The 24,111-nt window shown below is 46.6% G+C and carries 20 protein-coding genes and 1 rRNA gene (1 of these 21 cut by a window edge); 19 read left to right on the forward strand and 2 right to left on the reverse strand.

The window, feature by feature from the left end; all coding sequences use genetic code 11:
- Both H9Q76_RS02550 and H9Q76_RS02555 read left to right on the forward strand, forming a co-directional pair.
- Positions 1 to 2,338: ribosomal RNA gene (locus H9Q76_RS02550) — 23S ribosomal RNA — on the forward strand (it extends 541 nt beyond the left edge of the window).
- A 168-nt stretch (positions 2,339 to 2,506) separates the two neighbouring features.
- Positions 2,507 to 2,995 (forward strand): DNA-deoxyinosine glycosylase, encoded by a 489-nt coding sequence (locus H9Q76_RS02555; protein ID WP_021985814.1) that lies wholly within the window; start codon positions 2,507 to 2,509, stop codon positions 2,993 to 2,995.
- Here the strand turns inward: H9Q76_RS02555 and H9Q76_RS02560 are convergent.
- Positions 2,987 to 4,078, reverse strand: a complete 1,092-nt coding sequence (locus H9Q76_RS02560) for an Mbeg1-like protein (protein WP_117781518.1) — start codon at positions 4,076 to 4,078, stop codon at positions 2,987 to 2,989. The two genes, H9Q76_RS02555 and H9Q76_RS02560, sit on opposite strands and share 9 nt — an antisense overlap.
- Positions 4,079 to 4,284: 206 nt before the next feature.
- On the opposite strand from H9Q76_RS02560, the gene H9Q76_RS02565 reads away from it, so the two are divergent.
- The 9 genes from H9Q76_RS02565 (at position 4,285) to H9Q76_RS02605 (ending at position 12,687) form a co-directional block, all read left to right on the forward strand.
- A complete protein-coding gene (locus tag H9Q76_RS02565; RefSeq protein ID WP_118235352.1) occupies positions 4,285 to 4,494 on the forward strand; it encodes a hypothetical protein in 210 nt (69 codons plus the stop codon).
- A gap of 83 nt (positions 4,495 to 4,577) precedes the next feature.
- Positions 4,578 to 5,465 carry a DegV family protein gene (locus H9Q76_RS02570; protein WP_249321522.1) on the forward strand — a complete coding sequence of 296 codons (888 nt, stop codon included), beginning with the start codon at positions 4,578 to 4,580 and terminating at the stop codon, positions 5,463 to 5,465.
- Between the two features lie 79 nt (positions 5,466 to 5,544).
- The gene (locus H9Q76_RS02575; protein WP_249321523.1) at positions 5,545 to 5,874 is read left to right on the forward strand and encodes a hypothetical protein; all 330 of its coding nucleotides are present in this window, start codon (positions 5,545 to 5,547) and stop codon (positions 5,872 to 5,874) included.
- Positions 5,875 to 5,882: 8 nt separating this feature from the next.
- Positions 5,883 to 6,878: a helix-turn-helix transcriptional regulator gene (locus H9Q76_RS02580; protein ID WP_117781515.1), complete on the forward strand. Its 996-nt coding sequence runs from the start codon at positions 5,883 to 5,885 to the stop codon at positions 6,876 to 6,878.
- 173 nt (positions 6,879 to 7,051) lie between these two features.
- Positions 7,052 to 8,545: an AAA family ATPase gene (locus tag H9Q76_RS02585; protein ID WP_118373816.1), complete on the forward strand. Its 1,494-nt coding sequence runs from the start codon at positions 7,052 to 7,054 to the stop codon at positions 8,543 to 8,545.
- 33 nt (positions 8,546 to 8,578) lie between these two features.
- Positions 8,579 to 10,273, forward strand: a complete 1,695-nt coding sequence (locus tag H9Q76_RS02590) for a putative bifunctional diguanylate cyclase/phosphodiesterase (protein ID WP_249321524.1) — start codon at positions 8,579 to 8,581, stop codon at positions 10,271 to 10,273.
- 2 nt (positions 10,274 to 10,275) lie between these two features.
- Positions 10,276 to 11,232 carry an NYN domain-containing protein gene (locus tag H9Q76_RS02595; RefSeq protein ID WP_118373814.1) on the forward strand — a complete coding sequence of 319 codons (957 nt, stop codon included), beginning with the start codon at positions 10,276 to 10,278 and terminating at the stop codon, positions 11,230 to 11,232.
- Between the two features lie 78 nt (positions 11,233 to 11,310).
- On the forward strand, positions 11,311 to 12,039 hold the full coding sequence (locus H9Q76_RS02600; RefSeq protein WP_118546351.1) for a DUF4230 domain-containing protein: 729 nt from the start codon (positions 11,311 to 11,313) through the stop codon (positions 12,037 to 12,039).
- A gap of 21 nt (positions 12,040 to 12,060) precedes the next feature.
- Positions 12,061 to 12,687, forward strand: a complete 627-nt coding sequence (locus H9Q76_RS02605; RefSeq protein ID WP_021985805.1) for a DUF4230 domain-containing protein — start codon at positions 12,061 to 12,063, stop codon at positions 12,685 to 12,687.
- A gap of 70 nt (positions 12,688 to 12,757) precedes the next feature.
- Here the strand turns inward: H9Q76_RS02605 and H9Q76_RS02610 are convergent, their stop codons facing one another.
- A complete protein-coding gene (locus tag H9Q76_RS02610) occupies positions 12,758 to 13,324 on the reverse strand; it encodes a biotin transporter BioY (protein ID WP_249321526.1) in 567 nt (188 codons plus the stop codon).
- A gap of 165 nt (positions 13,325 to 13,489) precedes the next feature.
- Here H9Q76_RS02610 and H9Q76_RS02615 point away from each other — a divergent pair, with 165 nt between their 5' ends.
- The 8 genes from H9Q76_RS02615 to H9Q76_RS02650 all read left to right on the forward strand — a co-directional run bounded on the left by H9Q76_RS02615 (position 13,490) and on the right by H9Q76_RS02650 (position 24,035).
- Entirely contained in the window at positions 13,490 to 14,344 is an 855-nt protein-coding gene (locus H9Q76_RS02615; protein WP_249321527.1) for a hypothetical protein, read from the forward strand.
- Positions 14,323 to 15,471 carry a thiolase family protein gene (locus tag H9Q76_RS02620; protein ID WP_249321529.1) on the forward strand — a complete coding sequence of 383 codons (1,149 nt, stop codon included), beginning with the start codon at positions 14,323 to 14,325 and terminating at the stop codon, positions 15,469 to 15,471. The genes H9Q76_RS02615 and H9Q76_RS02620 overlap by 22 nt, the downstream gene beginning before the upstream one ends.
- Positions 15,401 to 16,732: an AMP-binding protein gene (locus tag H9Q76_RS02625; protein ID WP_249321530.1), complete on the forward strand. Its 1,332-nt coding sequence runs from the start codon at positions 15,401 to 15,403 to the stop codon at positions 16,730 to 16,732. The genes H9Q76_RS02620 and H9Q76_RS02625 overlap by 71 nt, the downstream gene beginning before the upstream one ends.
- Positions 16,733 to 17,142: 410 nt before the next feature.
- Complete coding sequence (locus H9Q76_RS02630; protein WP_249321531.1) at positions 17,143 to 18,912, forward strand: energy-coupling factor transporter ATPase; 1,770 nt, start codon at positions 17,143 to 17,145, stop codon at positions 18,910 to 18,912.
- Complete coding sequence (locus H9Q76_RS02635; protein ID WP_249321533.1) at positions 18,909 to 19,715, forward strand: energy-coupling factor transporter transmembrane component T family protein; 807 nt, start codon at positions 18,909 to 18,911, stop codon at positions 19,713 to 19,715. The genes H9Q76_RS02630 and H9Q76_RS02635 overlap by 4 nt, the downstream gene beginning before the upstream one ends.
- A 106-nt stretch (positions 19,716 to 19,821) precedes the next feature.
- Positions 19,822 to 20,424, forward strand: coding sequence for a TetR/AcrR family transcriptional regulator (locus H9Q76_RS02640; RefSeq protein WP_118373808.1), 603 nt, complete (start codon positions 19,822 to 19,824; stop codon positions 20,422 to 20,424).
- Between the two features lie 90 nt (positions 20,425 to 20,514).
- Positions 20,515 to 22,305 carry an ABC transporter ATP-binding protein gene (locus H9Q76_RS02645; RefSeq protein ID WP_249321534.1) on the forward strand — a complete coding sequence of 597 codons (1,791 nt, stop codon included), beginning with the start codon at positions 20,515 to 20,517 and terminating at the stop codon, positions 22,303 to 22,305.
- Positions 22,302 to 24,035, forward strand: a complete 1,734-nt coding sequence (locus H9Q76_RS02650) for an ABC transporter ATP-binding protein (protein ID WP_249321535.1) — start codon at positions 22,302 to 22,304, stop codon at positions 24,033 to 24,035. The genes H9Q76_RS02645 and H9Q76_RS02650 overlap by 4 nt, the downstream gene beginning before the upstream one ends.
- The last annotated feature ends 76 nt before the right edge of the window (positions 24,036 to 24,111 follow it).

Below are 24,111 nucleotides of genomic sequence, written 5' to 3' on the forward strand. Positions count from 1 at the left end.
TGAAACCCTGTGTCTACAAGCTGTGGAAGATCTTTACATGATCAACCGCGTACTTTTTGTAGAACGGTCCGGCGAGTTGCCATGTCTGGCAAGGTTAAGTACTTAAGGTACGGAGCCGAAGTGAAAGCAAGTGTTAACAGCACGTAAAGTCAGACCGGGCAGACCCGAAACCGGGTGATCTACCCATGTCCAGGTTGAAGTTGCCGTAAAAGGCAATGGAGGACCGAACGCACATCCGTTGAAAAGGGTGGCGATGAGGTGTGGGTAGGGGAGAAATTCCAATCGAACCCGGAGATAGCTGGTTCTCCTCGAAATAGCTTTAGGGCTAGCCTCATATTAGTCTTGCGGAGGTAGAGCACTGAATATCCTAGGGGGCGTCAAAGCTTACCGAAGATTATCAAACTCCGAATGCCGTAAAGATGATGTATGGGAGTCAGACTGCACGAGATAAGTTGGGTAGTCAAAAGGGAAAGAGCCCAGACCTACAGCTAAGGTCCCAAAGTACGTGTTAAGTGGAAAAGGATGTGGGATTTCGAAGACAACTAGGATGTTGGCTCAGAAGCAGCCATACATTCAAAGAGTGCGTAATAGCTCACTAGTCGAGAGGTCCTGCGCCGAAAATGTCCGGGGCTGAAACACGACACCGAAGCTTAGGAATCGAAAGATTGGTAGAGGAGCATTGAATACGGAACGAAGCAGTACCGGAAGGAGCTGTGGACTGTATTGAAGAGAGAATGCCGGAATGAGTAGCGAGATTTAAGTGAGAATCTTAAAGGCCGAATATCTAAGGTTTCCAGGGTAAAGCTGATCTTCCCTGGGTAAGTCGGGGCCTAAGGCGAGGACGAAAGTCGTAGTCGATGGATAACAGGTTGAAATTCCTGTACCGCATATATTCAGAAATGTGGGGACACAGATGGAGAGTACAGCCCGGGAATGGATAGACCGGGGCAAGCGAGGTAGGAGAATGGCAGGCAAATCCACCATTCAATCTGAAGACGTGACGCGTACCGAACAAGAGTAGGGAAGTGTATGAGCCAGCTGTCGAGAAAAGCCGCTATTGTGATATATGCGCCCGTACCGTAAACCGACACAGGTGGATGAGGAGAGAATCCTAAGGCCGGCGGGAGAAGTGTTGTTAAGGAACTCGGCAAAATGACCCCGTAACTTCGGGAGAAGGGGTGCCTCGGAAGAGGCCGCAGAGAAATGGCCCAAGCAACTGTTTAGCAAAAACATAGGTCTATGCAAAACCGAAAGGTGAGGTATATGGGCTGACGCCTGCCCGGTGCTGGAAGGTTAAGAGGAGAGCTTAGCGCAAGCGAAGGTTTGAATTTAAGCCCCAGTAAACGGCGGCCGTAACTATAACGGTCCTAAGGTAGCGAAATTCCTTGTCGGGTAAGTTCCGACCCGCACGAAAGGCGTAATGATTTGGGCACTGTCTCAACAACACACCCGGTGAAATTGAAATACCAGTGAAGATGCTGGTTACCTGCGCCAGGACGGAAAGACCCCATGGAGCTTTACTCCAGCTTGATACTGGGATTCGGTACTACCTGTACAGGATAGGTGGGAGGCTTCGATCACGGGACGCCAGTTTCGTGTGAGCCGCTGTTGGGATACCACCCTTGTAGTACTGGATTCCTAACCTACAGCCGTGAACCGGCTGGGGGACAATGTCTGGCGGGGAGTTTGACTGGGGCGGTCGCCTCCGAAAGGGTATCGGAGGCGCTCAAAGGTTCCCTCAGAATGGTTGGAAACCATTCGAAGAGTGCAAAGGCAGAAGGGAGCTTGACTGCGACACCGACGGGTGGAGCAGGTACGAAAGTAGGACTTAGTGATCCGGTGGTATAAAGTGGGATTGCCATCGCTCAACGGATAAAAGCTACCCTGGGGATAACAGGCTTATCACTCCCAAGAGTTCACATCGACGGAGTGGTTTGGCACCTCGATGTCGGCTCATCGCATCCTGGAGCTGTAGCAGGTTCCAAGGGTTGGGCTGTTCGCCCATTAAAGCGGTACGCGAGCTGGGTTCAGAACGTCGTGAGACAGTTCGGTCCCTATCCGGCGTGGGCGTAGGATATTTGAGAGGAGCTGTCCTTAGTACGAGAGGACCGGGATGGACGGACCGCTGGTGTATCTGTTGTTGTACCAACAGCATGGCAGAGTAGCCAAGTCCGGCAGGGATAAACGCTGAAGGCATCTAAGCGTGAAGCCCCCCTCAAGATAAGATATCCCATCATAAGAGTAAGACCCCTTGAAGACTACAAGGTTGATAGGCTTGGAGTGTAATCGTGGCAACACGTTCAGCTGACAAGTACTAATAGGTCGAGGGCTTATCCTTAGAGGTTTTGAGAACGGAAAGATGATTTGTTAAGAGGTTAGATATAAGATCTTTGTATGAAGTTCTGAAGGTACAGAAAGAAAAGACCGATGAGGTCTTTTTTTTGTATTATAACATGAGACAGAGGGACACTTCTTGTGACAAAAGAAGCGTCCCCAAGGGAGAGGTATGGAACAGCAGCATCAGATACATACAATTTCACCAGTGTATAATGAACATTCTCGTATTTTGATATTGGGGAGCTTTCCTTCAGTCAAATCGAGAGAGGCAGGATTCTTTTATGGACATCCGCAGAATCGTTTTTGGAAAGTGCTTGCAAATGTATTTCAGGCAGAGGTACCTGGTACGATAGAGGAGAAGAAAGCATTTTTATTGGAACATAGAATTGCTGTGTGGGATGTGATCGGACAATGTGAGATTACAGGTTCTTCCGATAGCTCAATTCGGAATGTCGTTCCGAATCCGATTTCAAAAATCTTAGAAACCACAAAGATAGAACAGATCTTTGTGAACGGGAAAAAGGCAGAGCAGTTATATCAGCGATATATTTATCCGCAGACAAAAAGAAATGCCATCTGTCTGCCTTCTACCAGTCCGGCAAATGCAAGCTGGAACCTCGAGAAGCTGACAGAGGCATGGAAGATTGTTTTAGGTTGAGGTAAAGGTTTTGATCATAATTTTAATCAATAGGAATGCCGCGTCAGAGATGGAATCACTTGTCTCGCGTGGCAATTTCTTTTTTGTCTGAATGATTGTACGGATATCTTTTAATTTCAATGTAAGAAAATCGTCGACGGTCTCAATACCGGCTGCGTCCAAAATCTGAAAAACAGCTTCTACGATTTCTTTGCGCTTTTCTCTTGGGATTAACGCAATCCATTCCCGGATTGCCTGATTTGCAAGCAGGCTTTGATTGGCAGGTGTAACAGCGTGTACAAAATGATTTCCAAGCACTTCCCATGACATGGCGTCATGCTGTTTTAATCCCTTATTTTCACTCTTAATAACAACATAATCTTCCTGATGTTCAAATAACCGCCCAACCACAGAGGATTCTGGGACAATCGTTGTAATAAGGGGCAATAGATTCTGGTATGCTGCACTTGCCACAACGTCTTTCGAAAATCCTGGTCCATCGTTGTTGTAGATAGCGATAATCTGATCACGCAGAGATTTTTCGCAATACATTCCAGCATAGATAGCGAAGTTTCCACCTTTGGAATGTCCTCCCAGACGAAGCGGAGTGTCCAGATTCCCAAGGGCATTTAAATAAGCCAGTGATTTTTCCTGTCCCGGTGTCTGCTTTAGATAAAGCATATTAAAATCCTCATGCCAGCCGACAAGCGTTGCATCTGTTCCTGAAAATGCAATATAGGTGCTGTTGTCTGGTAATTTGATCGTGATAGCAGAAAATTGTGACTGCTCCTGTTCATTGATATCATTTACATAGCGGGATAATTGTACATTTTTAAAACGTACACTTTTCGCCATTTCTTTAAATACCAGAATCGCGTTTTTGGTCATGGAGACATGATCGAGTAATTCCTGTTCGTTATTCTGCTTGAAAAACAGTTTGGCTGCGTCGAGCAGAGAGATCGTCGGTTCTTCGTCCCCGGGAACAATATTATTCAGTTCTACATAGACTAACTGCGACAGAATCAGGTTGTCAATTTCATTAAAGGAATCCTGTGCAAAAGTCAGGTCTCCACGCCATTTCATATAATCAATGATATTACTCATGAAATACCCCCTTTAATGGTTTCTTTCATAAAATAAATTAGAGATATTGTACCATATATGGACGGAAATTATAGAGATAAATAAAAATTTAATAGAAAATTCATTAATTTCTTGCGTGGGAGTTTTTTTGTACACATAAAAGGGTAAGATGAGTACAACAAAGCGGGATCGATGAGATTTGACTGAAAGAAAGGACGCGTATGAAAATGAGACAATATGTAAACAGTAATAAAATTATAGAGGGTATCTATGTGTGTAGTGCGGTGATTGGCGGAATAATTGTTACGTCCATGCCGTTATTGGGAGCGATGTTGTTAGTCATCGCATTTTTAGCAGGACGTCTTGTGAAACTGGTTACGATTAGACAGATTCAAATTCGGGCAGAATTAAGGACAGAAGGTTGGAATAGCAATTGATTTTTTGAGTGAAATTGGCTATGATAACAACAGGAATGTCCTAAGGGGACAGAAATAAGTGCATACAAGGAGAGGATGGAATTATGGAAAATTATGTAATTAGCTGTTGTTCAACAGCCGATCTTTCGAAAGAGCATTTTGATGCGATAGATGTAAAATATATATGTTTTCACTTTGAACTGGATGGAAAGCAGTACGAGGATAATCTGGGTGTCAGCATTCCGTTTGACGAGTTTTATTCCCGTATGGCAAATGGCGCAGATACAAAGACTTCTCAGGTAAATGCAGAGGAGTTCGAAGAATATTTCCGGCCATTCTTAGAGCAGGGACTGGATATCTTGCATGTGAGTCTGTCATCTGGAATCAGTGGTGTTATCAATTCGGCGAATATCGCGAAGGAGACGCTACAGGAGGAGTTCCCGGATCGTAAGATCTATGTTGTTGATTCCCTGGCGGCATCTTCGGGATACGGTTTGTTGATGGATAAGTTGTCGGAGCTTCGGGCACACGGGAAGACGATTGATGAGGTTCGCGATTTTGTAGAGGAACATAAGCTGAATCTGAATCATTGGTTTTTCACTTCTGATCTGACATTCTTCATTAAGGGCGGCAGAGTAACAAAGACGGCTGGATTTATTGGTTCGGTGTTGAATATCTGCCCACTTTTGAATGTGGACTATGAGGGAAAATTGATTCCACGGTATAAGATCCGTACAAAGAAAAAGGTAATTCAGGCAATCGTAGACCGGATGGAGGAATGTGCCGAGGATGGATTGGATTATTCCGGCAAATGTTATATTTCCCAGTCTGCCTGCTATGACGATGCACGGGCAGTTGCGGATCTGATCGAAGCGAAGTTCCCGAAGTTAAATGGAAAGGTAGAGATCAATCACATTGGTACCACAATCGGCAGTCATACAGGACCGGGTACGGTAGCGTTATTCTTCTGGGGTAAGAAGCGTGTGGACTGATGCAACTGTCGGTGGCGCATATGGGAAATGAGGAAACGTGATATGTATAAGATAGAGAGCCATATGCCAGGGAGATTATATGGAAGAACAGATATACAAGATAATTCGAATTGATGAGGACGATTTTGGCTGCGAGGGTAGACAGGAAGGACAGGAACCGATGGTGCGTGTCGTATTGGAGGCAGATACCGGAGAGACAATGATCGTGATGATGGAAGATGCCTTGATGTATACACGTAAACTGGATGTCGGTGGACTGGCAATCGTAGGTGCAGATGGTTTGCTGTATGCACCGGGGGCGGTTATGTCGATGGAAGAAGTGCTTGAAGTGCCGGTTGATTTTGAAAAGCAGGCGGCATGGATGGAGAATTACTGGGATGCGGTGGATGAATTAGAGGATATGGAGTAGTACAAGCGATGGCAAAATCGGAAAATCAAAAATTAAAATTGTTATACATTCGGAAATTTCTGTTAGAACAGACAGATAAAGACCATCGCGTGACTACAGCACAGATTATTGATGAATTGACGAAACACGAGATCAAGGCAGAACGGAAGAGTATTTACGATGATATTGAATGTCTCCGATCGTTTGGAATGGATATCAAACGGGTGCAGAAGGATCGTACATACAGTTATTATGTTGCCAACCGTCCGTTTGAACTGCCGGAATTAAAGCTTCTAGTGGATTCTGTGCAGTCCGCGAAATTCATTACAAAGAAAAAGACGAATGAACTGATAAAAAAGATTGAAAAGCTTGCGGGAAAGTTCGAGGCATCACAGCTGCAGCGACAGGTTTTTGTCGCAGGACGTGTAAAAACGATGAATGACAGTATCTATCGAAATGTAGATCATCTGCATGCTGCAATCTCAGAAAATTCACAGATCCAGTTCCATTATTTTCAGTGGAATGTCAAGAAGGAGGCGGAGCTTCGTAAGGGTGGTGCATTTTATAAGGTAAGCCCTTGGGCGCTTACTTGCAGTGATGGGAACTATTATCTGGTTGCGTATGACGAGCAGGAGGAGAAAATCAAGCATTTCCGGGTGGATAAGATGCTGGATATTCAGATGACAGAAGAAAAGCGACTTGGCAGGGAAGTCTTTAATGAGTTTGACACGGCTGTCTATGATAAGAAGATGTTTGGCATGTTTGGGGGAACGGAAGAGCGTGTCAAGCTGCTATGTGATAATGAATTGGCAAACGTGATTCTGGACCGGTTTGGCAGGGATGTAAATTTGATTCCGAAGGGCGAAAAGCAGTTCACAGTAAATGTGGATGTTGCAGTCAGTCGGCAGTTTGTATTCTGGGTAATGGGACTTGGCGATGGAGCGAAAATCGTAGCCCCGGAGTCAGTTGTTTCGCTTGTGCAGGCAGAAATTGAGCGGCTGCAATTACAATATAAGAAAGAATGAACCAGGGATTTGGACGAAGAAAGACAGGAGCACATCGTAAATGGTGTGCTCTTTCTGTTTACTGTGAAAAACTGACAAATTTATGATCTGTATATTGTAAATTTGACGAAAATGTGGTTTTATAGGATGTAGGGGAACTAGAGACTATTATAAATAAGAAGGGAAATTTTATTATGCCAGTTTTTGATTTTTCAAGCTCGTCAAGCTCATCGAAGGAGCAGGCGAAGCCTGTCTGTACATATACATCATTTCTTTCCGATGCAAAAGAGAAAACACCGGAAGAACCAATCTTAGTGTTAGATAATACGAAACGGCAGTGGTCACATCATGCGTCCGGTATGTTTGCAAATCAGAGTAAGCGGACGGCGTTTGAGTTTAACGATACGGATGGAACATGGTCGGCAGATATTCTGCGCGTGGATGCGCGGTTTATCAGTCTGATCAAATGGCTCGGCGATAACCGGATTCCAATCCGTCTGTCTGGACAGAACATGGAGGATGGCTATGCCGTCTATAAGATCCGGGAGACTGCATATGGCGGTGCGACAAAGTTGTCCGCAGAGGATGGTTTCCTGCAGTTCATGATCGAGCGCCTGCTTGCAAGTAGTGCGGCAGAGGAAGTCGAGGAGGACGAGGACGCGGACGAAGTCGGCGATGAGATGAAGCTCACAAGTCTGCAGAGCATTTCTGATTTCATGATGTGTGCAGGTAAGACGATGCCGGACAATATCCGTCTGTGGGCACGGCGGAATCTTGCAGTTGCTCGTTCGAGTGAGGTGTCACAGGAGGAACGCAGACATGCACAGCGTGCTCTTTCTATTATGCTGAACGTGCAGTGGAAGAGCAATTATTTCGAGGCGATAGATCCGGTGTGGGCAAGGAAAATCTTAGATGAAGAGCTGTACGGATTAGAGCGTGTAAAACAGAGAATCATGGAGACAATCATCCAGATCAACCGGACACATACATTACCGGCGTATGGACTTCTTCTGGTAGGACCAGCCGGAACCGGAAAGTCTCAGATCGCATATGCGGTGGCAAGAATTTTGAAACTGCCTTGGACAACACTCGATATGAGCTCAATCAAAGATCCGGAGCAGCTTACGGGAAGCTCCCGAATCTATGCGAATGCGAAACCCGGAATTATTATGGAAGCATTCTCGAATGCAGGTGAATCGAATCTGGTATTTATCATCAACGAGCTGGATAAGGCGGCATCCGGCAAGGGAAACGGAAATCCGGCGGATGTGCTGCTGACACTTCTGGATAACCTTGGATTTACAGATAATTATATGGAATGTATGGTGCCAACGACAGGAGTTTACCCGATTGCAACGGCAAACAACAAGGAAGATATCAGTGCACCGATCATGTCGAGATTCGCGGTGATTGATATTCCGGATTATACATTTGAAGAAAAGAAGATTATATTCACGAAGTTCGCAATGCCGAAGGTACTGAAGCGCATCGGGCTTCGGGAAGAGGAGTGTGTTGTGACAGATGCGGGCTTAGATGCGGTGATCCATCAGTTTGAGAATACGACGGGAATTCGTGATATCGAGCAGGCGGCGGAACATCTGGCAGCAAATGCCTTGTATCAGATCGAGGTAGAGCATGCAGGGCATGTGGTATTTGATGCTGCACAGGTAGAGACGTTGTTTGCATAATGGGATAGAGGAAAACAGGGAGTTTAATAAAAAATGTGTGAAAAGTTGGAGTTCAATGAGAAGTACAAAGCATTTACAGAAGTCTTGCACCGGGAGGTTCAGACCTTCGAACAGTGTGAGGAAGATGTGGTGCAGGCACTTGCGATTGTTGCAGACGATCTGAAGCTTGGCAAAGTGAAATATGAGCTGGATGCTCCGGTATCTAAGATCCGTCCGCACGGGGAGCATCGGGTTGGAAAATTATTTGATAATCAGAAGGGGGCATATGGAAAAGCAAAGCATCAGGTATTTGTACTGCCGGATGGCGGAACAATGACGTTTTCCGTTTATCCGTGTGAGGATGTGGACTACTCAAAGGAAGAACAGGATACGCAGCAGATTTTGCTGAAGGAGATATATATTCAGTTTAGCCGTGTTATGATGCAGGGATTACTGCGCGGCGTATTGCTGACGGATATGGCAACCGGTGTTGCGAATCCGGAGGCGTTTATGCAGTTTATTGGCAAACAGTTAGCGACCGGACAGATTCATACATACACGGTATTTTTCTTCAATGTGCATAATTTCAAATATGTGAATAAGATTTTCCCTTATGAAGAGGGGGACGTTATATTACGCAATTACGCCGGAATGGTAGATAAGATGTTGCTGGATGATGAGATTGTCGCGCGTCTGGGTGGCGATAATTTTGTCGCGTTGGTGAAGAATGAACGGAGTGAAATTATTTTATCGAAGCTCCAGAATCTCCGGCTGTATCATCGGACCGAAATCAAGGAAAAAGAGTTTGTATTCGGGGCGACGATCGGTGTCGGTAAGCTGGAAGATATCCGGGCACCGCGTGATGTTATGGCACGCGCAAGTATTGCATATCAGGCTGCCAGACAGAAGGGCAGCGGAACGGTTGCATTTTATTCGACAGAGATCCAGAATAAAATAATGGAGGCACAGGGAATCATTGCAAGCTTTCTTCCTGCGCTCGAGGCACATGAATTTGTGGTCTATTATCAGCCGAAGGTCGATGTCAATACGAACAAAATCTGTGGTGCAGAAGCGTTGGTACGTTGGATGCATGAGGGCAGACTGATTCCACCAGTGCAGTTTATTCCACAACTTGAGCGGGAAGGAAGCGTGTGCAGGCTTGATTATTATGTATTGGAAGAAACATGTCGGTTTATCCGCAAGCGGCTGGATGAAGGAAAAAAAGTTCCGTGTATCTCTGTGAATTTCTCCAGAAGACATCTGGAGGAAGATTATCTGGTGAAAAAGATTGTCAATGTGATTGGCAAGTACGGTATCGATCATGGTTATATCGAGATTGAGCTGACAGAGAGTGAGGATTTTCAGAACTATGAGATTATGTCGGAGATTGTCGATGGACTTCGCAGCGAAGGTATCGCAACTTCGATTGATGATTTTGGAACCGGTTATTCATCCTTGAACATGATCAAGAAGGTAGATCTGAATGTGATTAAGATTGATAAGTCATTTATTCCAATGGAGACAGAATATCCGGGCAAGGAGACGGACATGGTAATGTTTGTCAGTATCGTTGATCTGGTGCGCAAGCTCGGGAAGAAGACGATTGCAGAAGGGGTAGAGACGAAGGAACAGTTACGGTATTTAAGACAGGTTGGCTGTGATATTGTGCAAGGATATGTATTTGATAAGCCGATGCCGGAAAGCGAATTTGAAGTACGGCTGGAACAGGGATATAAGGATGAGGAGTAACGATGGGTAGTGAAGAAAAACGATATGCATTATTGATTGATTCGGATAATGTATCTGCCAAATATATAGATACAATTTTTGATGAATTGGCGGACCGTGGTATGGTAACGGTGCGAAGAATCTATGGGGACTGGGCGCGAAGTGTCAACGGCTGGAACCGGACGACATTGCTCCGGAATTCTATTGTCCCAATCCAGCAATTTGCATACACACAGGGAAAAAATGCAACAGATTCCGCGATGATCATTGATGCGATGGATCTGCTCTATACAGGCAATCTGGATGGATTCTGTCTGGTGTCGAGTGACAGTGATTTTACCCGGCTGGCAGAGCGTCTGCGAGAGGCTGGTAAGGAAGTAGTCGGCATGGGTGAGAACAAGACGCCGGAAGCATTTGTCAAGGCGTGTACGAGCTTCAAAATGCTGGATGCGCTCATTCGCGAAGATATCTCACAGGTCACGGATGAGAAAAATGTTGCGAAAGTATCAACCGAGAAAAATGAAAACAGCTCGAATATTACAAGCATTAAGTCTATTCAGAAGGTAATCTATGATATCATTGATGGCAATGCTGATAATAATAAACTGACGCATGTCGGCGAGATTGGAAGCAAATTACAGGCGCGTTTCTCTGATTTCGATGTGCGGAATTATGGGTACTCGAAGCTTACAACATTTATAAATGAGGCATTTGGTAATTTCGAGGTCATTTCCCAGAATCGTCAGAATTATGTGAAGATTATCGATGATGTTGTACCGAAGAGGGAAATTGAGGAGCAGATTATTCAGATTCTGAAGAAGAATCCACAGAAGAACAGCAATATGGGACTCTTAAACAGTACGTTAAAAAATGAGAACCGGAATTTCAGTATCAAGAAATATGGATACAGCAAATTTTCCAGCTTCCTGAAGAGCTTTGGCTGTTTTAAGATTGATGGAGATAAGGTGTCGTTACAGTAGGCGGGTATATATGCTATATATGAGAGCAGAAGTGAACGATACGGATGAAAGCGAAAAATAAGCATAAGGAGACGACATATGGGCAAATCCGGAATGAACGAAATCGAAGAAGATACAGCAAAAGAGACTGGGATGCAAGAACAGGGCAGGAAGAACAAACACAAAAGGAATAAAGATAAAGGACAGAAGCTTTCTGCCCGCGATGTAACAAAGCTTCTGAAGTGGGTGATCATCTTAGCGGTCGTAGTTATTCTGGTTGTGGTTGGCTATAAGCTTGCAAAGCAGCTTGGATGGTTCGGGTTGAAACCGAAGGTAGAGACGACGATCCTTACAAGCAGCCAGCTAGAACAGGTGTTGCAGATAGATGATTTATCAGTCTGTGAGATTACCTACAACGGTGTGGCAGAGGTGCCGCAGAAGAATCATCCGACGAAGGTTGCCTACTATGTCTCTTATGAGGCTGAAGTGAAGGCAAGTATCAACATGGCAGATATTGATGTTCAGATCGATGACAATGTCGGAGAAGGGCAGGCGAAGAAAATCATTGTGACGCTGCCGCAGTTGCAGGTCAAGCAGATCGATGTCGATATGGCTTCGCTTGACTATATGTTTGTCAAGAAGAGTGCGAACACGGCAGATGTATCCGAGGAAGCGTATGCGGCATGTATCGCGGATGCAGGTTCTGAATGCCGGGGAAATGAAGTGTTCTTACAGATGGCGAAAGAAAATTGTGAGAATACAGTCAAGGCACTGCTCATGCCGATCATAGAGAATCAGGATGAGTCGTATGAACTGGTGATTCAGTAGGGGACGAAGGAGGAGAAACAAATGAAGAAATTAAAAAAATTCGTGGTCCTTTGTCTTGCAGTTATTATGCTGTTCACTGCGTGTGGAAAAAAAGGTGAAGAAGTAACGAAAGAATTGAGCATTACGCAGATGCAGACAATCTGTGAGCTGGCAACACTCAAATGTTATTATCATAATGTGGCAAAGCTGACGAAGGAAAAGGAAGTTCTGTGGTGGGATACATCGGCAGAGCTTTGGATCGAGTATTCCGGCATCGTAAAGCTCGGTGTGGACATTGCGAATCTGGATATGCAGGTAGATGGCGATCAGGTAACGATCACGATGCCAAAGGCAGAGGTGCTTAGCTGTCAGGTGGATCAGACGTCGTTAAATGAAGACTCCTATTACACAACCCGTGAAGGACTTGGCGCAGAGAAGATCAATGCGGACGATCAGACGGAAGCAATCAAGACTGCGCAGGAAAATATGCTGGAGAATGTCCAGTCGGATGAATCCCTGTTGCAGCAGGCGCAGCAGCGGGCACAGGAGCTGTTAGAGCAGTATGTGAAGAACGTCGGTGATGCGATGGGCAAAACGTATGAAGTGAGTTTTGTGATTGCGGACGAAGCCGGAACTAATACAGTAAGTACAGATGAAAGTGATAATTGATAGGAATGAAAAAGAGCCGTTGCGATTGCAACGGCTCAAGTTCTTTGAGGGGAGGGAGTTTCGATTTATGTTAATCCTCGTCCTCGACATCTCTACGCAGATAAATCAGTTTTCGGAATGCCGGTACGATCTGTGCAGCAACGACTGCTTTCACAAGATCAAGTGCAATAAAAGGAAGAAAACCGGCTACAAAAGCAGCCTTGATACTGCAACCTGATGCGATCATAATCCAGAGAGAACCGACTGCATCAACGAGAACAGCGGATAACATAGCGACAATAGTATAACGGATACGATTGTACTTCTTTCCGCGAAAGATCGGAATCAAAATGGCGATGAAGATAAAGGCGAAGGAAAAACCGCCATATGTGCCAAATAAATATCCCGGACCTGCCTGTCCACCAACGAATACCGGAACACCGACCAGTCCGAGTAACATCCAGATCAGTCCGATGAAGAAGGATTCTGCAAGTGGAAATACAAGTGCAATCAGGGTGATTACAAAATTCAAAAGAGTGATGTGTGTTCCGTTTGGCAGCGGGATGCTGATATAAGCGGATACACACAGGATGGCTGCGAAAAGTGCCATCATGACAATTGAGTAGGTTGAAAATTTGCTTTTTGTTTTTGCGTCCATTTCTTTTTCTCCATAGTTTCTGTTATAATAGCCATGCTATTGTTGAATTCATAGCAAGTACATGATGTAGAATAGCAGATGGAAATAAGAATGTCAACCAAAAATAAATAGAAAAGTTGACATTGCAAACTTTGCGAAATATAATAGGAAACATTGGGTGAGAAAATGAAGAACAAATTTGAAAAAATATTTGAACAACTGGCTGATTTTCATATGCTTGATGGATACGATGGTTGGATGATCGGGGCGTGTGTGTATGCGCAGCGGGGAGCGGCAGGAGAACGCGTATCAGGCACAGAATTTGGCTGTGGGAATGATCTGACAGTAGTTCAAAATCAGAAAATCAAAATTCAAAATTCCTGCAAGTCCGAGATTGTGAAGAAAACTGCAAGCTTTGCGGTTATGCTGAATCAGATAGAAGAGGATGGAATCGTGTATCAGCTGGAGTTGCATGTGGTAAGGCCGGAGGTGCAGGGGGCAGTTACTAGCAAACAAGCAGGTATGGAAAAAAATATGACCATGAATGTCGAGAAATCAAAGCTGGAAGAACAGCGGATGAATCTACACCATTCGGTCGGAACGGAAGAAAACGCGGACACAGGCGGGGAAAAAACGTTTTCATTTACGCATTCCGATATCCTTCGATTTGTGGATGCCGTAGGCGATACGAATTCGATTCACCGGACGGCGCATGCGGTTGTGCCGGGGCTTTTGATGGTGGAGAGGATGCTTGATATGTGGATGAAAAAACAGCCGGAAACGGAAACTGATGTAGAGTTGCAGGCAGGAATGCAGGCGGGAATGAAGAACGAGACGCAGGCAGGAGTGCAGACGGAAACCGAAAATGAGATGCAGACAGACATGAAGAATAGCAGGGAATTTATTTGCAGATTCCGTTTTGAGAAGCCGGTATTTGTGGATGAGAAGCTACAGGTGGAGGCAAGAACCGAACGCGGAAAGCAGATCTATGAATGTAAACGAGAGGATAAGGAAATCGTATGGAACATGCGTATATTATAGATGGACGCCGCAGCTATATCGGTGTCGAAAATGGAATGTATAAACATCTGCCAGCCGAGGTGCTTGCGGCGGAGGTACTCTGTGCGCTTGTACCGGAAGATGTACGTCAGACTGTCGATGAGGTGATCGTCGGAAATGGAGTTGGAGCCAGTGGAAATATTGGCAGACTGGCAACGCTTACGGCACATTTCCCACAGGCGGTTCCCGCGTACACAGTGGATATGCAGTGTGGATCGGGATTGGAAGCACTGACGATTGCCGCGGCGAAGATCCGAAGTGGACAGGCAGATCTGATTGTGGCAGGTGGCGTGGATAGTTCGTCAACGGCACCGCGACGTGCGTATAACCGGAATCATCCGGACTATGAACGCTATGGAGGCGAGGAATCCTTTTATTCCGTCGCAAAATTTGCACCGGGCGAGCATGATCCGTATGCGATGATCCGCGGCGCAGAGCGTGTGGCACTGGATGTGCAGATGACCAGACAGGAATTAAATAAATGGGTAGTACGTTCACATTCTCTCGCAAAACAGGCAAGAGAAGCTGGCGTGCTAGAACCATATCTGGTCGGCGTGCAGGGGGCAACTGCAGACGCGGGTATCAGGGATCGCATAAGTGAACGATTCTTAGATAAGCTACCACCGCTTTTGCCGGACGGAGCGATACTAACAGCCGGAAATACATGCTTGATGCATGATGGTGCGGCATTTTTGATGGTGGCATCGGAGCGGTATGTAAAGGAGCATAATCTGATACCGCTTGCGGAAATCGTTGATTCCGTAACGGTTGGCGGGAACCCGGACAAAAGCCCGGAGACAGCAATACTTGCCATTCAGAAATTACTTGCCAAGACGAAACATACGGCGGAAGATATCGCGGTATTTGAATGTAATGAGGCATTTGCAGTAATTGATGCGCTTTTTGCGCGTGCCTATCCGGAAGCAGTTGACCATTACAACCGGTATGGTGGGGCGCTCGCATATGGACATCCATATGGCGCCTCGGGCGGTATTATTACGATACATGCATGCCGGGCGCTGCAGGAGACACCGGGCTATGCAGTATGCAGCATTGCGGCAGCCGGCGGCATCGGACATGCGCTGTTGCTGCGGGCGGGAGGAATGTAACATGCAGTATATTGATTATCTGACAAAACAACCATCGGACAAAGACGCAATCATCATCAATGGTGATCGCTATACATACGGAAAGCTCTATGTGCTTGTGCAGGATGCACGCGCACGCCTTCCGCAGGTTGCAGAAAAACATCTGTATCTGATTCGGGAGACCGGAATCCTGAAACAGTTGGTTTTATTTCTGGCGTGTGCGGGAACGAATCAGGTACCAGTTATCGTGCCGGCGGACAGCAAACTTGAAGTAACAGATCCGCTGTTTGATACGCCCGTGCCGGAGCGCGCGGTAATGGCAGTGATGACATCCGGAACAACCGGGATTCCGAAGATTTTATTCCGAAGCTTTGAAAGTTGGGCTGATTTCTTCGCGATACAGAATGCGGTGTTTGGCGTGGATGCGGACAGCCGGCTGTTCGTACAGGGAAGCCTTGCATTTACCGGGAATCTGAATCTCTATATGGGACAGCTTGCGGCAGGCGGCACGCTGATTGCGGAGGATGTATTCCTGCCGGGCAAATGGGAGCAGGTGATGGCGCGCGAAAGGGCGAACGGTATTTACCTGATTCCGTCCAAATTACTTATGCTGCCTCGTGTATTTAAGGGTGTAAATGCGAATATCCGCACGATCATTTCGGGCTCGCAGAGCCTTGGGCGAAAGGATGCGGAAGTGTTGAAGAAGATATTTCCGAATACGGAGATTACATTATATTACGGTGCGAGCGAGCTGAATTATATCACGTACGTGAAGTCCGCGGATATGACGGAAGAGCGGAACCTGATCGGTAAGCCATTTCCGGGAGTGCGGGTGTTCATACAGGATGATGAAATGTACGTGGACAATGCATTTCACGTGGAGAATATTACGGTGCCGTATTCGCTTAGAGACAGCGGACGGATGGATGCGCAGGGAAACTTTTATTTCCTTGGACGGACGGATGATATCGTCGGTGTGCGCGGGCGCAAGGTGTCGATGATGAAGATTGAAAATGCGTTGGAGGAAGTCGCCGGTATCACAGAGGCGTCGGTCGTTCTGCTTCCGAAGGAAAAGGATGCGGACATGCCGGCGGAGATCGTGAGTGCATTTGTGACGGTGGAAGGCACGGACGTGCCAGAGAATCTGCGGCAGCAGTTGAAGACACGGCTTGCGGATTTTGAGATTCCGAAGCGGGTGATCGTGCTGGAGACGTTGCCGAAGAACACAAGTGGGAAAGTGGATAAAGCGCGGCTTAGACAGTGGTGGCTGGATTCGGAGTAAAACAGGAAGAAAGAGGTGGATTGCTCCAAGTCGAGAAAAAGAGAGCAAGCTGTGGTAGGAGCAAAACAGGAAGAAAGTAGGAGATTGCTCCAAGTCGGGAAAAAGCGAGTGAGCTGGAGTAGGAGCAAAACAGGGAGAAAGAGGTGGATTGCTCCAAGTTGAGAAAAAGAGAGCAAGCTGTAGTAGGAGCAAAACAGGAAGAAAGAGGTGGATTGCTCCAAGTCGAGAAAAAGAGAGCAAGCTGTGGTAGGAGCAAAACAGGAAGAAAGTAGGAGATTGCTCCAAGTCGGGAAAAAGCGAGTGAGCTGGAGTAGGAGTAAAACAGGGAGAAAGAGGTGGATTGCTCCAAGTTGAGAAAAAGAGAGTGAATTATAGTAAGAGTAAAACAGGAAAAAATGGAGGACCGGACGGTGATACGGGCAGAACAGGTAAGATTTCAATATAAAAAGCGGGATGTCGATGGAAATGTGATCGCGACGGAAGAAATCTTAAAGGGTGTAGATCTTACAATTAAAAAGGGCGAATTCATTGCGCTGCTTGGCAGAAATGGTTCCGGCAAGACGACGTTCTCGAAGCAGTTAAATGCAATCCTTCGACCGTCAGAAGGTATGGTAACCGTAGATGAGATGGGAACCAGGGATGCGGAGAAGCTGTACGATATTCGCCAGCACGTCGGTATGGTGTTCCAGAATCCAGACAATCAGATGGTGGCAGCAAATGTGGAAGAAGAGGTTGCATTCGGCCCGGAGAATCTGGGTATGGAGTCAGATACCATCGTGGCACGTGTGAAGCAGGCACTCGAACAGGTGCGGATGTGGAAGCGGAGAAAGACGGCACCAAATCATCTGTCGGGCGGACAGAAACAGCGGATTGCGATTGCAGGAATTCTTGCGATGCATCCGGATTATATCGTCTTAGACGAGCCGACTGCGATGCTTGATCCGAAAGGGCGGAAAGAAGTGATGGAAGCGTTACAGCGGTTGAATCAGGAACAGGAAATGACTGTGATACTGATTACGCATGATATGGAAGAGGCGGCACTTGCGAGCCGGGTAATTCTGCTTGCAGACGGACAGGTAAGATTCGATGGAACTCCGGAGGATTTCTTCGGAGAGGATGCGCTGCTTGCGGAGATGGGCATGGAGGCACCGCTTTCTTACCGGGTGCAGCAGGCAATGGGAAGTGCGGCAAATCTGCAATCGGGTGCAGGTGAAAAAAGAGATAAGTGTAAAATAGATGCGCTTGACATATTTGAAAAAGATAAAGATCTCCTCTCCCTGCAACACGTAAGCTATATTTACAGTCCGGGAACAGCATATGAGAAGGTTGCTTTAGACGACGTGAATCTGTCGCTTGGCAAGGGGGAGATTGTTGGACTTGCCGGACATACCGGTTCTGGTAAATCCACCATGATACAACTCCTGAACGGGTTGCTGAAACCGACCAGCGGAACAGTTACATTTGAGGGAAAGGATATTCATGCAAAGGGATATTCTGGGAATTATCTGCGCAGTAAGGTTGGCATGGTGTTCCAATATCCGGAGCATCAGATGATCTGCGATACCGTGTGGGAGGATGTCGCATTTGGACCAAGTAAGCAGGGCTTGACCGGGGAAGCATGCGAGACGCGTGTGGAGGAAGCACTTCGGTTTGTTGACCTGCCAGAGAAATATTATCAAGCATCGCCATTGCAGCTATCGGGCGGACAGAAGCGGCGTGTGGCGATTGCAGGTGTGCTTGCGATGCATCCGGAATATATCATATTGGACGAGCCGGCAGCGGGATTAGACGCAGCAGGAAAACGCGAAATATTCGACCGGATCCGGCGGATGAGCCGGGAGCAGGGAATCGGAGTTTTACTTGTCTCGCATAGTATGGAGGACCTGGCGGAATACGCAGACCGGATTATTGTGTTGGACGATGGAAAGAAGATATTGGATGACCGACCGGCGCAGGTATTTGCCAAGCGGGAGACGCTTGCAGACTGTGGACTGGATGTACCGGAAACTGTGAAACTGGCGGACAAATTGCGCGCAAACGGGTACCAAATTCCACAGAATGTGATTCGAGAGAAAGAGCTGCTCGATTATCTTGGTAATTGCACAAACAGTACAGCAGGAAGAAAAAGCGTTGATACTGAGAACAGATTGGATGAAAGGAAGCAGGGAGATAATTTATGATTCGAGATATTACAATTGGACAATATTATCCTTCGGATTCTCCGATTCATCATCTGGACCCGCGTGTCAAGTTATTCGCAACGCTTCTCTATATCATCGGGCTGTTTCTTAGCAAAAGCCTAATTGTATTTGCGGTGGCAGGCGTAGTATTGATTGCATGTATCGTGATATCGAAGGTGCCGTTTCGATATATGATCAAGGGGCTAAAGCCGGTGTGGATATTGCTGGTATTTATCTGTATCGTAAATGTGTTCTTCGGAAAAGGGGAAGTGCTGTATTTTCAGTGGAAGTTTATTCACATCTACCGGGAAGGCATCCTGCAGGCACTGATGCGTGTCGTGCGGCTGGTAGAACTGATCCTGGGTTCATCACTTATGACTTACACAACCACACCGACCGAGCTGACGGACGGCCTGGAGAAAGCATTTCATCCACTTACGAAGATTCATGTACCGGTGCATGAGATTACACTCATGATGTCGATTACGCTCCGCTTCATTCCGATTCTGATCGAAGAGTTAGACAGGATCATGAAGGCACAGACGGCGCGCGGCGTGGATTTTGAAGCAGGAAATGTATTCCAGAAAGTGAAACGTACTGGACGGATTTTAATGCCGCTTTTTGCATCCGCAGTTGGACGGGCAGGCGATCTGGCACTCGCGATGGAAGCGCGTTGTTATCAGGCGGGCAGACCGAGAACGAAGATGTATCCCCTTCGATATGCACGTGCGGATGGCGTCGTGTATGTGCTGGCAATCGTATATCTGGCAGGGATGATCGTGTTGAAGGTAATGGTTGGATAATATAAAAACCTATTGACAAATAAAATAACGCTGTTATAATAACGGTGTTATGAAAAATAAAACAATATAAATAACAGCAACAACTAACGAAGAGAAGGAGTAGCTCATGCGACGTGAGACAGCCGGTGTGACGGAATCCCTGCTTCAGGCAGCGAAGGAAGAATTCCTTACCTATGGATTCCATGATGCCAGCATGCGGCGGATATCGGCGGCATGCGGAGTCAGTACCAATTCCATATATACCCGGTTTGGCGACAAGAGCGGACTTTTCACCGCAATCGTACAGGAAGCGGCAGATGGTCTGATGGAGATGTATATGCAGAGCATACAGAAGGCAACCGAGTGTCCGGACATGGATCATGCCATAGAGGAGGGCAACGAGGGAACCGATCAGGTATTGGCGTATATCTACCGGTATAAGGAAGAATTTCAGCTTCTGTTCTGCCATTCGGTGGGGACAGAATATGAAGATTACTTTGATAAGCTCGCGGCGATCGAGGAGCAGTATTACAACATATTTGCGAAACAGTATGCAAATGAGAATGCGACCGCGGATGAATTTTTCATCCACGTATTCTGCAGAACCGGCTGGCAGTATATCTACGAGGTGCTGACACACGACAAGCCATACGATGAGGCAGCAGCCTTTATGAAGAATGTACAAATCTTCAATTTCGCAGGTTGGAAATCAGTTTTTGGATTGGAATAACAGGCAGTGCATAGCGATGTGCACTGCCAAAAAAATCAAATATAGGTTAGCGAAGGCTAACTTAAAATAAACGTTCAAGGAGGTTTTGTCATGAAGGCAAAAAAGCAAAGTGCAATGTCAAGACTTATGAAAATTGCCGGAACGCATAAGTATTTTTCCTATGCATCCTGCGTCTTGGCAGCAATCAGTGCCTGGGTTGCGCTGATTCCGTTTTATGATGTGTGGCGCATTATAAAAGAGGTCTTAGAAGTAAGACCAGACTATTCCAAAGCCACACATATCACATCCTATGGATGGCAGGCGGTAGGATTTGCCCTGCTCGCAATGGTGCTTTATATCGGAGCTTTGATGTGCTCTCATAAGGCAGCATTCCGCGTGCAGACAAATATGCGTATCGCGATGATGAACCACATCATGAAGCTTCCACTTGGTTATGTGGAGACAGAGGGAACCGGAAAGATTCGAAAGATCGTTATGGATTCCTCCGCAGCGACAGAGACATTTCTGGCACACAACCTGCCAGATAAGGTCGTATCAAGAGCAACACCGATCGGGCTGCTTGTACTGATGGCAAGCTTTGACTGGCGTCTTGGTCTGATCAGCCTGATTCCTGCCGTATTCGCATTCCTTATCATGGGTACGATGATGATGGGACCGAAGATGGCAGAGGATATGAAGCAGTATCAGAACTCGCTGGAGACAATGTCCTCCGAGGCGGTAGAGTATGTGCGAGGCGTACCGGTCTTAAAGACATTTGGACAGACGATCTTTTCATTCAAGCGGTTTAAGACAGCCATCGATGAGTATGAGAAATGGACAATCGATTACACGAAATCCATGATGATTCCGATGATTGGGTTCACGGTATTTTGCAATGGCATATTTGCAGCACTGATTGTAGCCGCGTATACATTAGGTGGAAATACAGTCACAGACAAATTCGTATTGAACCTGATTTTCTACATATTGGTGACTTCGGTACTTACCACAACGCTGATGAAGGTTGCATATGCAGGTGAATCACAGATGCTCGTCGAGGATGCATTGAACCGGATGGATGAGGTGCTAAATGCGAAGGAACTTCCGGAGTCAGCAAATAAGCAGACATCAAAGGATGCATCCATCGCGTTGAAGGACGTGACATTTGCTTACGATAAGGCAAAGGCAAATGCGATCGACGGCATCACGCTTTCCGTCAAGGCAGGTTCCCATATCGCGTTTGTTGGTCCGTCCGGTGGTGGTAAGACGACGCTGGCATCACTGATTGCAAGATTCTGGGATGTCAAGAGTGGCAGCATTGAGATCGGTGGTGTGGATGTGAAGAACATTGACAGCAAGGAGCTGATGAATCAGGTATCATATGTATTTCAGGATAGTAAGCTGCTTAAGACCTCGATTCTGGAAAATGTTCGTATGGGAAGACCGGACGCGACGGATGCCGAGGTAATGGACGCGCTGGAGAAGGCACAGTGCAGCGACATCATCGAGAAGCTTCCGGACGGTGTGAACACGGTGATTGGCTCAAAGGGAACATATGTATCCGGTGGTGAGATGCAGCGATTGTCGATCGCACGTGCATTCCTGAAGAATGCACCAATTCTGATCTTAGACGAGGCGACTGCATTTGCTGACCCGGACAATGAGAGGCAGGTGCAGCGCGCATTTGAGAATCTATCCAAGGATAAAACGGTGATCATGATCGCACACCGTCTGTCGACAGTGACAAATGCGGACCAGATCTATGTGTTGAAGGATGGAAAGATTGCAGAGTCCGGTACACATGATGCACTGGCAGCCAAGGACGGCATCTACACACATATGTGGAACGAATATAACAAGTCCGTGAACTGGCAGGTAGGAAAGGCAGGTGCAACCGCATGATCGAGAAATTGAAACATAAATACGCACTGTCCGAAAACGGTGCAAAGAATATGATAAAAGCGTTTGTGGCAGTCACAATCGCGAACCTTGTGCTGATGCTGCCGGTTGGGCTTCTGTATCAGCTTACCTCGTATCTGCTTGATGGCAAGGTGCCAAAGGATAAGCTTGGATTCTTCATCGGCGGAATCGTCGTAGTATTTTTACTTGTAGCAGTTACAACTTATTTCCAATATAACGCAACCTTCTTTTCCACCTATGTCGAAAGTGGTGTGCGTAGACGTGCGCTTGCTGAGAAGCTTCGCCGCCTGCCACTTTCCTTCTTCGGGAAGAAGGATCTGTCCGATCTGACGAATACGATCATGTCAGACTGTGCATTGCTCGAGACAGGAAGCTCCCACTGGATTCCGGAGCTGATCGGTTCGATGATCTCCACAACGATTATTGTAATTGGATTGTTGTTCTTCAACTGGAAGATGGCACTTGCCGCTGTATGGGTGATGCCGATTGCATTTATCATCGTACTGACTTCGAGAAAAGGTCTGAAGTCTGTACAGAAGAAGACAATGACATATAAGCTTTCCTGTCTTGATGGAATTCAGGAGGGACTGGAGACGATCCGTGACCTGCGTTCAAACAACATGACAGAGACGTACATGGAAGGCTTGAACAAGAAGATCAAAGCCGTAGAGAAAAATGCCATCGTGCTGGAATTTAAGAATGCAGCTTATGTATGTTCCGCACAGATGATCCTGAAGCTCGGCATTGGAACGGTTGCATTGGTTGGTAGTATCCTGCTTGTAAATGGAGAGATCAATGTACTGACCTTGTTCGTGTTCCTGCTTGTTGTAACAAGAATGTATGAGCCTTTGCAGATTGCATTGCAGAACCTGTCCGCTCTGATCAGTCTGGAGCCGAGCTGTGAGCGTATGGATGAGATCCTGTCACACGAAGAGCAGACCGGCGCAGAGATACTGACGAACAAGGGCTATGATATTGTATTTGACCACGTGGCATTTGCCTATGACAGTGGCGAGCAGGTGCTCTCCGATGTCAGCTTCACGGCAAAGCAGGGGCAGGTAACAGCTCTGATCGGTCCATCTGGTGGTGGTAAGACAACCGTATCGAGACTGGCGGCAAGATTCTGGGATATCCAGAAAGGTACTGTTACAGTTGGAGGTATGGATGTATCGAAGGTCGAGCCGGAGACATTACTTTCCCTGTATTCCATCGTGTTCCAGGATGTGACACTCTTTAACAACACGGTTATGGAGAACATCCGGATCGGTCGCAAGGATGCAACGGACGAGGAAGTTATGGCAGCAGCCAGGCTTGCAAACTGTACGGACTTTATCGAGAAATTACCGGACAAATGGAACACCATGATCGGGGAAAATGGTTCCGAATTATCCGGTGGTGAGCGGCAGAGAATCTCCATCGCACGTGCATTCTTAAAGGACGCACCAATCATCTTGATGGATGAGGCAACCGCCTCGCTGGATGTGGATAATGAGTCCGTGATTCAGGAGTCCATCTCCAAGCTGATCCGGAACAAGACAGTTCTGATTATTGCACACCGTATGCGTACGGTCGATGGCGCGGATCAGATTGTCGTCCTGAAAGATGGTGTGGTAGCGGAACAGGGAACGCCGGCTGCTTTGAAGGAGAAGAAGGGTATCTACAAGCATATGGTCGATGTGCAGTTAGAGAGCGAACAGTGGAAATATAATTAAGGTATAAGAACGAGATGTGAAGACATTCCAGAGTATAGACTTTGGAGTGTCTTTTCTTTTACAAAGAAATGCAAAT

It is taken from the genome of Wujia chipingensis, assembly GCF_014337155.1.
GTDB classification, from domain to species: domain Bacteria; phylum Bacillota; class Clostridia; order Lachnospirales; family Lachnospiraceae; genus Coprococcus_C; species Coprococcus_C hominis.